Origin of the sequence: Paenibacillus sp. FSL H8-0168, assembly GCF_038592955.1 — a bacterium.
Classification (GTDB): Bacteria; Bacillota; Bacilli; order Paenibacillales; family Paenibacillaceae; genus Paenibacillus; species Paenibacillus polymyxa_B.
Genome location: NZ_CP151948.1, coordinates 5,652,793 through 5,666,825 on the forward strand (window position 1 = coordinate 5,652,793; position 14,033 = coordinate 5,666,825).

The window sequence follows — 14,033 nt, forward strand, 5'->3', positions numbered from 1 at the left end:
AAGAGTCCCCCTCGTTCGGTAACCCAACCTTTTCATAGCTCTGAATAAACATAGTTACGCTGGACAACATACCTTTGAGAATCATAAAAGAAAGGTGATCCTATGATAAGCCAACAGTCTGCATTAGCGGCGCATGAGTCTCTAGAGATCCACGAAGCGCTTAATTTTAAAACGTTATGCTTAGCTAAGTCCAAATTAATGCAGGGCTTGGTATTCGATCAAGAGCTAAAGGATTTAATGGAAAAAGATGTTCAGCAATCTATACAAGCTATTGCCGATTTGCAAGCATTGTATGTTAAAGCACCGTTTCAGGCACCTGTTCCAGAATTCCGACCAACACCAATTTTAAATTGAGGTGAATGATGTGACATTAAATCAGACCCAGTCCGCAAGAATGGATTATGTGGATCCAAAAAACTCATTAAATATGCCGGAAATGGCAGACATGACATTTGCGATGGACTTTCTGATTCGCGTCAAGGAAGGGGTTCGAAATACAGCCATAGCCTTGACGGAAACCGTCTCTCCAGATGCTAGAACTCTGTTGCGCAATCAATTGCATCAAGGCATCGCGTTTCATCAGGAAATCACTGATCTTATGGTACGAAAAAAATGGTTTCATCCCTATGATCTGCAAAAGCAGTATCAATTGGATCAACTATCAGCCAACAAGACGGTGGACATCAGTAAAATGAAACTGTTCCCAGACGATACCACCCGCAAGGGTATGTTTGATCGCACGCCGGACGAACATATGGGAGGAAACCAGGCATGAAAGCAGTGACCTACCAAGGTATCAAAAACGTTGTGGTTAAAGATGTTCCGGACCCGAGTATTCAAAAAGCCGATGATGCGATTATCAGACTGACAACAACCGCTATTTGTGGTTCAGATCTGCATCTCATTCATGGAATGATTCCGAATCTACAAGAGGATTATGTAATTGGGCATGAGCCGATGGGGGTTGTAGAAGAAGTCGGCAGCGGCGTAACCAACTTGAAAAAGGGAGACCGCGTGATCATTCCGTTCAACATAGCGTGCGGTGAATGCTTTTATTGTAAAAACCAATTGGAAAGTCAATGTGATCATTCTAATGAGCATGGAGATATGGGCGGTTTTTTCGGCTATTCAGGAACAACTGGTGGATATCCGGGTGGACAAGCTGAATATTTACGTGTGCCTTTTGCCAACTTCACTCACTTCAAAATTCCGGAGAGTTGTGAACATCCTGACGAGAAGCTTTGCCTGATTGCTGATGCCATGACTACTGCATTTTGGAGCGTCGATAATGCAGGAGTGAAGAAGGGGGATACTGTCATTGTTATTGGCTGTGGGCCGGTAGGTTTGTTAGCGCAAAAGTTCGCCTGGTTCAAAGGGGCAAAACGAGTCATTGCGGCAGACTATCTGGATTATCGTCTGCAACATGCGAAGCGCACCAATCACGTGGAGATCGTTAATGTGGAATCGCAAGAAAACGTTGGCAACTACCTGAAGGAGATGACCAAAGGAGGCGCGGACGTAGTTATTGATTGCTCCGGCATGAGCGGTAAAATGTCTCCGCTGGAATCCTTGGCTTCTGGTCTCAAACTTCACGGTGGAGCTTTAGGAGGATTGGTCATAGCCACACAAGCTGTCCGCAAAGGCGGGACCATTCAAGTTACCGGGGTATACGGCGGACGATATAACGGTTTTCCTTTGGGAGACATTTTTCAGCGAAATGTTAATTTACGTACGGGACAGGCTCCCGTTATTCACTATATGCCATATATGTATGAGCTGATTGATACGGGAAAGGTGGACCCAGGAGACGTTGTTACACACGTCATTCCGTTAAGCGACGCCAAACGTGGATATGAAATTTTCGATACCAGACAAGACAATTGCATCAAAGTGGTGCTTAAACCTTAACTATATATTGGAGTATTGGAGGTAAACGTCATATGGTGTATGGCCTGCACGAAACCCTTGAAGTCCATGAACTGTCAGCGTTCAAAACAGTATGTCTTACCAAGTCCAAAACAATGCAAGCATTGATCTCTGATCCGACTCTCAAAGCTATATTACAGCAGGATGTTGACTTATCGACCCGCCAATTACAAGAACTCGGCACCCTCTTAGATCAAGCCAGTTCACAGGAGGTTAAGCCATGAATACACTATTGGAGCATTTGACCGGACTGAATACCTTAACGGACCAAGTCATTGCAGCCGATTTTCTGAACGCGGCCAAAAGCGGTGTGAGAAATTACGCTATGGCCGTAACAGAAGCGGGAACTCCAGAAATTAAGGAAATTCTTACAAAGCAACTGGATGAAGCTATTGATACGCATGAGCAAATTTCCACATACATGATTGAACGCGGCTGGTATCACCCTTGGAATGTAAAAGAGCAGCTTTCGATGGATCTGCAAAATATCAATACTGCATTGCAAGCTCCCGTTTTGTAAAAAGAAAAAGTACGTTCTTGCTAATCTATGAAACCCACAAAGCCGCCTTTCACGCCGATTCGCGTGAAAGACGGCTTTGGGTTTATCTCATTATCTTCATTATTCAGCTTGCCAATTCGGCATCCGTTCTGCAGGATAACGAAGGCCTGCTGCCATTCCTTTGGGGATGATTGCGTTAATAGCTTCCATTTCCTGTGCGGATAAAACCACATCGACGGCTCCTGCATTTTCCTCTAAATACGTAACCCGCTTGGTTCCTGGAATCGGTACAATTCCCTCTTGCGCAAGCAGCCATGCCAACGCCAGTTGAGAAGGTTTGACCCCTTTTTGGGCAGCAAGATCCTTAACATGCTGCACGAGATCCAGATTTTTCTGGAAATTCTCAGGTTGAAAACGTGGCACAGAGCGACGGAAATCATCTTCTGCAAAATCATCAAACTTCTGAATTTGCCCGCTCAAAAAGCCGCGTCCAAGTGGACTGTAGGCCACAAATTCGATGCCCAGTTCCTTACACGTTGGTATAACTTCATCTTCCGCTTCCCGGCTCCATAAAGAGTATTCCGTTTGCAGGGCTGTAATCGGATGTACCTTGTGAGCGCGTCGAATGAGCCCAGGAGAAGCTTCGGACAGCCCCAAATAGCGGACTTTTCCCGCCTGAACCAGGTCACTCATCGCACCCACCGTTTCCTCGATAGGTACATTCGGATCAACACGGTGCTGGTAGTACAAATCAATCACATCTACTCCTAGTCTTTGCAGACTGCGGTCACATGCCTCTTTTACATATTCGGGACGGCCGCTTACCCCCATAAATGCGCCATCTTCCCCACGCATAATAGAAAATTTAGTAGCTAACACCACTTCGTCACGGCGGCTCTGCAAAACTTGGCTAATCAGTTTTTCATTTTTCCCCACACCGTAGACATCGGCAGTATCCCAGAAGTTTATCCCTAGCTCCAGCGCACGATGAAGCGTTTTGATCGACTCCTGATCATTCAACTCACCGTAATATTCGGACATTCCCATGCAGCCCAGACCCATTGCAGATACTTGAAGGGCGCTGTTACCCAGTTGTTTCTTTTTCAATTTGTATCACTCCTCAATTGTCAGAATAGTCATCGCATTTCCTAATCACTACGTCACATTCCGTATGTTACTACTTAAAGTTAACTTGAAGTCAAGCATTGTCTGGTTTGAAAGGAGAATTATTATGTATGAACAGAAGCGCTTCAGTAGCTTCTGGACGGTAGGGGAATTCATTTACAAAGCTAAGGCCTCTTCCGTAATCTTTTTGATATCAATGGATGAGGGCGTTTCTTCCTTGACCATATCGGGCAGGATATTTTCCAAAAAATAATTAACGCAGTGTAATTGAATATTCTTGATTTTCACAAGTGCATTACGATACATGACTATAAATTCCTTTTCCGTATTGCCCCGCTGAAGCTCAGCAAATGCTTCGTACACCTGATCCATTTTGTCCGCAACTTCAAGGATTAACCCTTCTACAGAATCATCTTTACCTTCCCTTAGCTGTTTGCGAAAAATGGCTTTAAAATCCTCGGGAATATTCTCTTCAATAAAATACTCAACCATACCTTCTTCGACCTGCTGGATTAATAATCGTAGTTCCTTAGAGGAATGCTTAACTGGCGTTTTGATGTCTCCAATAAAAATCTCCCCGTAATCGTGACTGCTCGTAATCTCGTATAGCTTTTTCCAGTCAATACTGACACCATTTCTTTCTTCAATATCAGCCAGCGTTTTGGCATATTGCACCACTTTCCAGGAATGAGCCGATACGCTGTGTTCCTCAAATTTAAACTTACCTGGACAACGGATGATTCTTTCCAGCTCATTTAGCGACCGAAAATACGTGTGAATCCCCATCATTGCATCCATCCTTTAAAATATATGAGATAGTCAATATAAACCCACTATAAACCTCAACTATTAACAGTAGATTATCGCAATATCAAGTTGAGTCCACCATGTAGCACATACACAATTTTTGCTATACACTTTATAAAAGAGGAGTTTGCAAAATCCAATAAGCGACTGGAATCGAATTTTTCAAAATCCTAAAAAAAGTAAAAAGTGGTGAAATCGTTGTTCAAAATCTTACTAATTGAAGATGATGAAACTTTGTTCCATGAAATGAAGGATCGGTTAACTCAATGGAACTATGATGTGTATGGCATCCAGGACTTTAATAAAGTCATTCAGGAATTCACAACGATAAAGCCTGATCTGGTCGTGATAGATATTCAATTGCCGAAATTTGATGGGTTTCATTGGTGTCGAATGATTCGATCCCACTCTAACGTCCCCATCCTTTTCTTATCGTCACGGGATCATCCTACGGATATGGTGATGTCGATGCAGCTTGGAGCGGATGATTTTATCCAAAAACCGTTTCATTTTGATGTACTCATTGCAAAATTACAGGCGACACTCCGCCGCGTATATAATTACAATACAGAACCCGTCTCCCTGAAAACATGGTGTGGAGCGACGGTCGATTATGAAAAAAATGTAGTAGCCAATGAGGCTGGCTCCATCGAATTAACCAAGAACGAGATTTTTATTTTGAAGTTGCTAATCGAACAAAAAAATAAAATTGTCGCACGAGAAGAATTAATTAAAAGCCTCTGGGATGATGAACGTTTTGTCAGCGACAATACCCTGACCGTCAACTTGAACCGCCTGCGTAAAAAATTAGACGAGCTGGATTTGGGCCGTTTCATTGAAACGAAAGTCGGGCAAGGCTACATGGCTATAGAAGAGGCACCTTCCTATGATTAAAAAATATCTTATAGAGAGGCGGAGCTGGATTCTACTGTTTGTATGCCAGCAATTTCTGATCCTGTTCATTGCTTATGTGGATGCAGCAATTCCGTTAATGCCCATCCTTTATATCGTCTTCTTATCCATGATGATTTTCTTGGTTTTTTTAATCATTCGCTATCCCAAGGAAACCAAATTCTATATAACACTAGAAGAATGGAGGAGCCCTCTTGAACTAACGGGTATAGGCGAACCGGAGAGTCCGTTTGAGCAAATCATTGAACAAAAAATCACTGACCAGACCGAACGGTTACAACAGATCATCTCGCAAAATCAATTGACACTTGAACATGAAAAAGATGAACTATTATCCTGGATTCATGAGGTAAAAACGCCTTTGACCACCATGCATTTGATGATTGAGCGGTTGGACGATAAGCCCCTAAAAGCTCAGTTAACCTATGAATGGCTACGAATCCACTTACTGCTGGATCAGCAGCTCCATCACAAACGCATATCCTTTATTGAAAATGATCTGTATGTCGAGCAAGTGAATTTAAAATCTCTGGTTTTTAATGAAATCAAAGCATTACAGTCATGGTGCATCCAAAAAGGGATCGGTTTTGACATCCAATTGGAGCACATGGAAGTGCTGAGTGATGCCAAATGGTTGGCCTTTATCATCAGACAGCTCTTAACTAATGCCATCAAATATAGCGATGCCAGTGATATTATCATTCACAGCTATGAACAAAGGGATCGAATACAGCTTGAGATCCAAGACTTTGGGCGCGGTATTGATCCGAAGGATATACCCCGTATTTTTGAGAAAGGTTTTACCTCCACAACCCAACATTCTGATCATACTTCAACGGGCATGGGGTTATATTTAACGAAAAAGGCAGCCCAGTCCTTGCTCATACATATAGATGTGCACTCCAAACCGAACGTGGGTACAACCTTCACTTTAATTTTTCCCAAACGAAATGATTTCGTGAGCATGGTGAGCATGTGACAGAGATGTCACATGCTTTTATGCATTGTTCGCCCAATCAAAGGAAAAACATCGGCTCTATTTTTATAATAAGGCTACAAGAACAATAAGGAGTGCATCGAAGTGAATATTTTAGAAGCCCATAAAATTCATAAAAGTTACGGTAATAAGTTAAATATGCAGGAGGTTTTGAAGGGAATAGATATCCTTATTGAAGAAGGGGAATTTGTCAGTATTATGGGAGCCTCCGGCTCAGGTAAAACCACACTGCTGAATGTTCTTTCCTCTATTGATAAAGTGAGCCAAGGGTCCATTAAAATCAATGATATCGAAATGACGAAAATGAAAGAAAAGCAACTGGCTGAATTTCGCAAAAAGCATTTGGGCTTTATTTTTCAAGAGTATAATCTGCTGGATACGCTAACCGTGAAGGAGAACATCCTCTTGCCCTTATCCATCACCAAAACGCCTAAAAAAGAGGCCAACCGAAAATTTCAGGAAGTAGCTACAGAACTGGGAATTTATGAGCTCAAGGATAAATACCCAAATGAAATTTCGGGTGGACAGAAACAACGTACATCTGCAGCTAGGGCGTTTATTCATGAGCCCAGTATTATTTTTGCCGATGAACCTACGGGTGCGCTGGATTCCAAGTCGGCTTCCGATTTATTAAATAAGCTGGGCCAGTTGAACCAAAAACGCAAAGCCACCATTATTATGGTCACACATGATCCTGTCGCAGCCAGCCATTGCAGTCGGGTCATTTTTATTAAGGATGGACAGATGTATACGCAGCTTCATAAAGGCGAGCAGGAAAGACAAAGCTTCTTCCAGGATATCATGAAAACCCAAGGGGTCTTAGGCGGGGTCCAATATGAACATTAATCTGCTCATTCTAAAGAATTTGAAAAAAAACCTGAAAAATTATTACCTTTATGTTTTTGCTCTCATTTTTAGTGTTGCGCTCTATTTCGCTTTCGTCACATTACAATACGATCCTTCCATGGACGAAGTGAAGGGTTCTGTTAAAGGTGCAGCTTCCATAAGGGCAGCTTCCGTTTTACTGGTCGCCATTGTCTGCATCTTCCTTTTATATGCTAATAATATCTTTATAAAAAGGCGCAGTAAAGAAATTGGCCTATTTCAATTGATCGGAATGACCAAAAATAAAATTTTTCGCATCCTGAGTGCTGAAAACTTAATTCTATACTTCAGTTCCCTGTTTATTGGAATCGGAGTTGGATTTTCCTTTTCCAAATTAGTGATCATGATCTTATTTAAAACGACGGGCGTCGAAGCCATTGCCACTCTATATTTCTCTAACCAAGCACTTATTCAAACACTCATCGTTTTTTGCATCATCTACCTGTTGATCATGCTCATGAATTATTCCTTTATCAAAAGACAAAGTATTTTGTCTTTGTTCAGAGTGAACTCAACCACCGAAGGGAAAATCAAGAAAATAACGATCTATGAGATGATCATCGGGATCATTGGCATCTCTCTCATCGCTTTAGGTTACTATGTTTCCTCCAAATTATTTGGCGGAGACTTTACATCCATGAATGAATTGTTTATGGCTATGGTGTTTATTTTGGGCACTGTCATCATCGGAACACTACTTTTTTATAAAGGATCTATCCGCTTTATTTCCAATATCATCAGAAAAAGTAAAGGCGGCTATTTGAACATTAATGAGGTGCTATCTCTCTCATCCATTATGTTCCGCATGAAATCCAATGCTTTGTTGTTGACCATTATTACAACAGTATCGGCACTTGCCATCGGTTTACTTTCCTTAAGCTATATCGCCTATTATTCTGCGGATCAATCAGCTGAGGACAATGTACCTTCCCATTTTGCAATGACGAATGAACCGGATGCTGAGAAATTCAAAACGTTACTTCAGGAGCATGATATAAAGTATCGTGAAAAGAAAATTGAAGTGATTCAAGTCAGTGTGAAGACAGCGCAAATTATGGAGACTCCTCTGGAACAATTAAATGAGGGTACGGATTCCATGACACTGCCTGTCGTAAGCGACCAATCTGTGGAGGGTACGGATGTATCTCCAGGCCAAGCGGTTTTAACGGGCTATAATGATATGTTACAGAAATTCATGTCCTTGAAAGACTTTGGACCCTTAGATTTGAAAGGGAAAACAGAAGTCATACCTCAACAATATTTGGGTCTAAAAAAGGAGTATGTGATTCCCTACTATTTTACAGCCGGGGGACTACCCACTGCCATTGTAGACGAAACCATATTTGAGCGGTTAAAGAAAGATGTAAATCCTGAGATTCAAAAGAAATCATCCTTATATATTGGAATTGATATGATAAATGCAGAACAGATTGAAGAAGCGAATCGTCTCTTTGCAGCTGCGGATTTTAATGATCAACAAACATCACGCCTTGAAATGAGCAGCAATCAGAAGCGGAACATGGGAGTGATCATGTTTGTAGTTGGATTTTTAGGACTCACCTTTCTCATTACATCAGGCTGTATCCTTTATTTTAAGCAAATGGATGAGAGCGAAGACGAAAAAGCCAATTACACCGTGTTAAGAAAGTTAGGGTTCACTCAAAGTGACCTGCTTAGAGGCATTAAAATAAAACAACTCTTTAACTTCGGCATCCCATTAGTGATTGGCCTTTCACATAGCTATTTCGCCGTCCAATCCGGCTGGTTCTTGTTTGGAACTGAAATTTGGATGCCTATGATCATCGTTATGGTGCTGTACACCGCCTTATATTCCATTTTCGGAATACTATCCATCCTGTATTATAAAAAGGTCATTAAATCAGCATTGTAATCGGCAAAAAGAAAAAAGCCCCGGGCGAAAGCGCTGGGGCTTTTCCAAATATTTGAGCATTTTCGTTCCTACATGTACAATAAAATAACTATCATCGTAACCCCAAAGGGGGAGAGCTTATTTTATTATTACTCATCAATGGCATCGGCATCGTAGCCAATATCATACTCGGTTCCTTTATAGGCGTGGCTATTTTTATGGGAATCGTTTTTTTCCTGATTGGCTTGCCTGAGTTTAAAAAATCGCCCAAGCTCACCAGAGAGGCTAAAAAGGATATCACCTATATTATGTCCACATTGTTAACCCTTGTTGTATTCATGGTTATCGTTTTCTGGAATATCCGTGCCTCAGGTGATTTGATGCTAGCAGGTCCGCTAACACCGCAAATGAAGTTTCACTGGGGACAAAAGGTGTTGATGCTAGGGTTACTGGAGGGCTTATGGTCTGTCATCACCCTAAAATGGCTATTACCCATCTTTTTTGATCCGCTGGATCTCAGTAAAAAGCAAATCCTCGTTTTAGTGAGCGGGATTGTATTTAGTGTGGGTTCAGGTATTTATGCCATACTTGGAGCTAGTTAATGGTTCGCCTCTACAGAGGTCGTGTGAATGCTTAACGCAAAGGTTCAAAATCCTCTGCTTGCTTCAGAATCCGCTCAATTTCCGCGCATGTCTCCGGTTGCAGCGTCACTTCGACTGCTTTTACATTTTCCTCAATTTGTGCCGGTTTAGTAGCCCCAATAAGTGCAGCGCTGATACCCGGTTCTCTCAGAATCCAGGCAAGCGCGAGCTGTGACAGGGTGATACCCAAATCCTTCGCCAGCTTATCCAGCTCCTGGACACAGTTTAGAACGGTATCGTTCATGTAACTGCTGATGACATTATTGACCGAGGCATCAGCCCCACGGCTACCCGTCGGTAAAGGTTGTCCAGGCTTGTATTTACCCGTGAGGATACCTTGGGCCAGAGGCGAAAATACAATTTGGCCGATACCTACCTGCCCGGATACAGGAAGTACCTCATGTTCGATATAACGTTCGAACATATTATAGATCGGCTGATTGGCAATCAGCGGGCGCAAATTCAGCCTTTTTCCAATCCCATGGGCATCCGTGAGCTGGGCAGCACTCCATTCACTGACAGCAGCGTACAGGATCTTACCCTGAGCCTGAAGGTCATCGAGCGCTCGCAACGTCTCTTCCAAAGGAGTATCCGAATCATAACGATGACAGAAGTACATGTCGATATAATCCGTACCCAGACGCTTCAGACTCGCTTCGCATTGCTCCATAATGTGCTTGCGTGACAGTCCCCTGTCATTGGGACCGGAGTCCATAGGGAAGTACACCTTGGTAGATAACACATAGCTCTCTCTTCGATAAGGCTTCAAGGCGGCTCCCATAGCCTTCTCGCCTTCTCCCCGGTTATACGCGTTCGCGGTATCAAAGAAATTAATCCCGAGTTCAAAGGCTTTGGCAATACAGGTATGAGCTGCTTCCTGCTCGGCGGCTGTACCGTACGTTAACCAGCTCCCTAGACCGATTTCACTAATTTTAAGACCACTGTTGCCCACATTTCTATATTTCATATCTACTCCTTCTTTCATAAGAAGATCATATTTTTATATTTTAACATGTAAACCCTTTCATTAAAACAAATGAGGATTTTGTAAAATCCAGAAATAATAAAGGATTCATGTGGAGTTACATGAAGGATATCCACCACCCTGACTGTTAGGGTGGTAGATGCTTATAGCCTCACAATCTCAAATCATATCTACTTGCTTCCTACAGGAAAAAGCGCATCATATGCAGGACAAGGCAGTTTGTCGAGAAACTCCTGAAGCTGCTTCGGTTTATTTTTGTAAATATCCTTTAAGGATGTTCCATTATAAATATTGCCGATGACCACAGGATGGCATAGCTCACAGATCAGGATGTCCCCGTTCCCGTGAAGATGGAGCTGTTTTTTACCATCAACACAGTTGGAAAAATAAACACCCGGCTGCTCCTTGAAGCCCAGTGCTTCTGCAAAACGGTCCATACAGGTGAAATACAACACAGTATCGTCCTTTTTATGTGCAATCAGGTCATGAACGGAACGAATGAGCGCTTCCTTAGTAGAAATAGCGTTCCAGTTCGTATGATCCATCACGATACTGTTTTGGATTTCATGGATGCGCACACCGAGTTCATATACCTTTTCGCTGATAGCTGGCATGTTGTTCTGCGTCTCCGCAAACAGCAACGTCTCCAGCACCGTTTCCAGCTTGGCCTCGGTACATAACCGGATATTTTGGACGATTTTCTCATACATGCGAGGATGAACATGATAATAGGCTGCATATTTATCGGCATCCGTGAAGTTGAAGGAGATATGAATGTTGGAAAGACCTGCATCACGCAGTTTCTCAATTCGTTCAGGGCTGAGCAAGCTGGCATTGGTATTAAGTTGGGTTGCGATGCCCTTGCTTGAACAGTGATTCACGATGTCCAGACAATCCTCATATTTCAAGGTCACTTCTCCCCCGGACAGTCGCACACGTTTTAACGTTGGAATGTCATCGATAATATCAATGACTTCTTTGCTGCTAATGCATTGCCCATCGTTCCGCTGATACGCGCAGCAGTAATCACACTTGAAGTTGCAATTAGAGGTGACCCCGACTTCCAGTCCCTCCAGCTCGTAGATGCCCGGCTTTTCCAGTTCAAGTGCTTTATATTTGTTCTCTATACTCACTTTCTCATGATCCTCCCAATCTCAGGCTTAAGTCTTGAATCCCCTTGAGATTATACAGAATAGGAGCGGTTTGTAGATATGACATTGGTAACGGCGGGGCCAAACAGATACAACAGCGATAGCGACCTTGGAATCCGCCTATCAGAGCTAAAAAAATTAATTTGACAAGCACTGCCGAACTTTAGTAAATTCATATTAGTTAAGCACTTAACTACATTTATGGTGGTGATCGTTTGAAAGATCTACAGGATTACGTACTTGATTTGCCGCTGCATTCTCTGGTTTTCTTTTCACTGGTGGAAACGACAGCTGGATTAGTTGATGTCTCAGAAAAATACTGGCATTCGAAGGGAACCAATGGAGCCAGAATTCGAATTCTGGTTGAAATCATGAAGGAAGGAGGCACAATTCTCCCATCTGTGCTCGCCCAAAGGATCGGTGTCACCAAATCAAATATTAGCCTGCTGCTCACCCCGCTCGAAAACGAAGGGTTCATTCGCCGGGAAGGCCATCCCATGGACGGCAGAAAATCAGTAATTTCTATCACAATCGAAGGGCAAAGCCTCCTGTTGCGTAATTTACCCGAAAACCGGCAGAGGATTGAGGAAAAAATGCAGGTGTTGAATGATCAGGAATTGAAGCAGCTCCTTTCCCTGCTCAACAAATTAAAGAGGACGTAATACAGCTTTTTTACTCAATTTGTTAAGCCCTTAACTAAAATCTCATTTGTATAAAAGGAATGATATTCCATGTCGATCGTTATTACTGGAGCCAATGGTCAATTGGGGAGCTTAATCATACAACAGCTCCTGCAAAAAGTCTCACCTCATGAAATTACCGCTTGTGTTCGCCACCTTGAAACCGGAAAACACTATGAGGCACAGGGAATTACAGTACGCTTGGGTGACTACGATCAACCTGATTCACTTGAGCAAGCATTCGCGGATGCTTCCCAACTGTTGTTGATTTCAAGTTCACATCCCGACGATACGATTCGTATTCGTCAACATACCCATATCATAGAAGCAGCTAAAAAATGTGAAGTAGAACACATTTTATACACCAGCTTTGCCTTTTCTGAAGCCAGCTCCATCCCCCTCTCCAATCTGCATTTGGCTACAGAACACGCCATTTGTACTACCGGAATTCCTTACACTTTTCTACGGAACGCTTTGTATACCGATTTTGTCAAAACTCTCGATCTAAACACCGCCATAGCGAAGGGCGCACTCGATATCTACCCTGGGGACTGGAAGTTTAACACTGTCACGCGTTGGGATCTTGCCAGAGGGATTGCAGCAGTGCTATCCGGTCCAGACCGCCATAAGAACAAGAAATATGAATTCGTCACCTCCAGTCCCTGGACCTTTTCAGATTTGACAGCAGCTTTGACCGAGCTTACAGGCAGATCCGTCTCCCTCTGTCATAACCCCCAAATCAAAAATTGGATATTTGGGTTTTTAGGCAAAATAGATACGCGCTCCACGTCGGATGATTTGGAACAGTTGATCGGCGGTCCGCTCACTACGCTCAAAGAAAGCATCCGGCCCTTTATCTCCAAGGGAAAGTAACGCTAAAAACTTTTCTTGCCAACAACCCTCTCCATAATTGTGATCAATATGTGAACTGGGCATAGTTCTCATTCCAAAATCCATACTGAATATATCTGTTGGTAATGGAGGCGGGAATTGTGGATAAAAGGATGAATCTGCTTATGTTCAGCGGCGATTATGATAAGGCAATGGCTGGACTGATCTTGGCGAATACAGCTCGGGAGCTGGATGTGGATGTGACGATGTTTTTTGCGTTCTGGGGATTATCACTGGTTCGTGATCCCGAGAAGATGACGCTTGAGGATAAGACGATTTACGAGAAACTCATGGACTTGATGACGCCCAAAGGGCCTGAATCCTTACCACTATCCAAAATGAATTTTAGCGGCCTTGGCAAGCTGATGCTGACGGAAATGATCGAAGATAACGAAGCCCCGAAGCTCATTCATTTCCTGAAAGGAGCGCGGAAGAAAAATGTGAAATTTTATGCCTGTAAGCTATCAGTCGAAATTATGGGTTTTAAACCGGAAGAATTTATACCTGAACTGGAAATTATCGAGGCCAAAACGTATCTAAAAGATGCGCTCGAATCCGATATGCAGTTGTTTATATAGGATAGACTTGCGCCTTATCCGGCTATTGGATGAGGCTTTTATTGTGACTAAATGATGACACTCGCCTATTTTTTTTAACCCATTCG

17 protein-coding genes are annotated in these 14,033 nt (G+C 42.8%); 13 read left to right on the forward strand and 4 right to left on the reverse strand.

What is annotated here, in order from left to right; genetic code table 11:
* Positions 1-102: 102 nt before the first annotated feature.
* From MHI21_RS25045 to MHI21_RS25065, 5 genes are read left to right on the forward strand one after another with little or no spacing between them, the layout of a single operon-like run.
* Positions 103-354 carry a hypothetical protein gene (locus MHI21_RS25045; RefSeq protein ID WP_061829797.1) on the forward strand — a complete coding sequence of 84 codons (252 nt, stop codon included), beginning with the start codon at positions 103-105 and terminating at the stop codon, positions 352-354.
* 40 nt (positions 355-394) lie between these two features.
* Entirely contained in the window at positions 395-775 is a 381-nt protein-coding gene (locus tag MHI21_RS25050) for a spore coat protein (RefSeq protein ID WP_235306746.1), read from the forward strand.
* Positions 772-1,908, forward strand: coding sequence for a zinc-dependent alcohol dehydrogenase (locus MHI21_RS25055; protein ID WP_160788324.1), 1,137 nt, complete (start codon positions 772-774; stop codon positions 1,906-1,908). The genes MHI21_RS25050 and MHI21_RS25055 overlap by 4 nt, the downstream gene beginning before the upstream one ends.
* A gap of 32 nt (positions 1,909-1,940) precedes the next feature.
* On the forward strand, positions 1,941-2,150 hold the full coding sequence (locus MHI21_RS25060; protein ID WP_238807980.1) for a hypothetical protein: 210 nt from the start codon (positions 1,941-1,943) through the stop codon (positions 2,148-2,150).
* Positions 2,147-2,446, forward strand: a complete 300-nt coding sequence (locus tag MHI21_RS25065; RefSeq protein ID WP_342419110.1) for a spore coat protein — start codon at positions 2,147-2,149, stop codon at positions 2,444-2,446. Before MHI21_RS25060 ends, MHI21_RS25065 begins: the two co-directional genes overlap by 4 nt.
* A 99-nt stretch (positions 2,447-2,545) precedes the next feature.
* Here MHI21_RS25065 and MHI21_RS25070 read toward each other — a convergent pair whose 3' ends face one another.
* A complete protein-coding gene (locus MHI21_RS25070) occupies positions 2,546-3,532 on the reverse strand; it encodes an aldo/keto reductase (protein WP_342419111.1) in 987 nt (328 codons plus the stop codon).
* A 174-nt stretch (positions 3,533-3,706) separates the two neighbouring features.
* Positions 3,707-4,336: a YfbR-like 5'-deoxynucleotidase gene (locus tag MHI21_RS25075; RefSeq protein ID WP_069290707.1), complete on the reverse strand. Its 630-nt coding sequence runs from the start codon at positions 4,334-4,336 to the stop codon at positions 3,707-3,709.
* Between the two features lie 219 nt (positions 4,337-4,555).
* Between MHI21_RS25075 and MHI21_RS25080 the strand changes: the two genes are divergently transcribed.
* The 5 genes from MHI21_RS25080 to MHI21_RS25100 all read left to right on the forward strand — a co-directional run bounded on the left by MHI21_RS25080 (position 4,556) and on the right by MHI21_RS25100 (position 9,623).
* Positions 4,556-5,251, forward strand: a complete 696-nt coding sequence (locus MHI21_RS25080; RefSeq protein ID WP_342419112.1) for a response regulator transcription factor — start codon at positions 4,556-4,558, stop codon at positions 5,249-5,251.
* Complete coding sequence (locus MHI21_RS25085; protein ID WP_341162709.1) at positions 5,244-6,248, forward strand: sensor histidine kinase; 1,005 nt, start codon at positions 5,244-5,246, stop codon at positions 6,246-6,248. Before MHI21_RS25080 ends, MHI21_RS25085 begins: the two co-directional genes overlap by 8 nt.
* A gap of 102 nt (positions 6,249-6,350) precedes the next feature.
* Positions 6,351-7,112, forward strand: coding sequence for an ABC transporter ATP-binding protein (locus tag MHI21_RS25090; RefSeq protein WP_103047138.1), 762 nt, complete (start codon positions 6,351-6,353; stop codon positions 7,110-7,112).
* Positions 7,102-9,042: an ABC transporter permease gene (locus MHI21_RS25095; protein ID WP_341162707.1), complete on the forward strand. Its 1,941-nt coding sequence runs from the start codon at positions 7,102-7,104 to the stop codon at positions 9,040-9,042. Before MHI21_RS25090 ends, MHI21_RS25095 begins: the two co-directional genes overlap by 11 nt.
* 197 nt (positions 9,043-9,239) lie before the next feature.
* Complete coding sequence (locus MHI21_RS25100) at positions 9,240-9,623, forward strand: hypothetical protein (protein WP_342419113.1); 384 nt, start codon at positions 9,240-9,242, stop codon at positions 9,621-9,623.
* A 31-nt stretch (positions 9,624-9,654) separates the two neighbouring features.
* On the opposite strand, the gene MHI21_RS25105 is transcribed toward MHI21_RS25100, so the two are convergent.
* Both MHI21_RS25105 and MHI21_RS25110 read right to left on the reverse strand, forming a co-directional pair.
* Positions 9,655-10,629 carry an aldo/keto reductase family protein gene (locus MHI21_RS25105; protein ID WP_342419114.1) on the reverse strand — a complete coding sequence of 325 codons (975 nt, stop codon included), beginning with the start codon at positions 10,627-10,629 and terminating at the stop codon, positions 9,655-9,657.
* 188 nt (positions 10,630-10,817) lie between these two features.
* Positions 10,818-11,780, reverse strand: a complete 963-nt coding sequence (locus tag MHI21_RS25110; RefSeq protein ID WP_342419115.1) for a radical SAM protein — start codon at positions 11,778-11,780, stop codon at positions 10,818-10,820.
* Positions 11,781-12,013: 233 nt separating this feature from the next.
* Between MHI21_RS25110 and MHI21_RS25115 the strand changes: the two genes are divergently transcribed.
* The 3 genes from MHI21_RS25115 to MHI21_RS25125 all read left to right on the forward strand — a co-directional run bounded on the left by MHI21_RS25115 (position 12,014) and on the right by MHI21_RS25125 (position 13,947).
* Positions 12,014-12,460, forward strand: coding sequence for a MarR family winged helix-turn-helix transcriptional regulator (locus tag MHI21_RS25115; protein ID WP_165178206.1), 447 nt, complete (start codon positions 12,014-12,016; stop codon positions 12,458-12,460).
* A gap of 69 nt (positions 12,461-12,529) precedes the next feature.
* On the forward strand, positions 12,530-13,351 hold the full coding sequence (locus MHI21_RS25120) for an NAD(P)H-binding protein (RefSeq protein ID WP_342419116.1): 822 nt from the start codon (positions 12,530-12,532) through the stop codon (positions 13,349-13,351).
* Positions 13,352-13,470: 119 nt separating this feature from the next.
* On the forward strand, positions 13,471-13,947 hold the full coding sequence (locus MHI21_RS25125; RefSeq protein ID WP_250240978.1) for a DsrE/DsrF/DrsH-like family protein: 477 nt from the start codon (positions 13,471-13,473) through the stop codon (positions 13,945-13,947).
* Positions 13,948-14,033 lie beyond the last annotated feature (86 nt).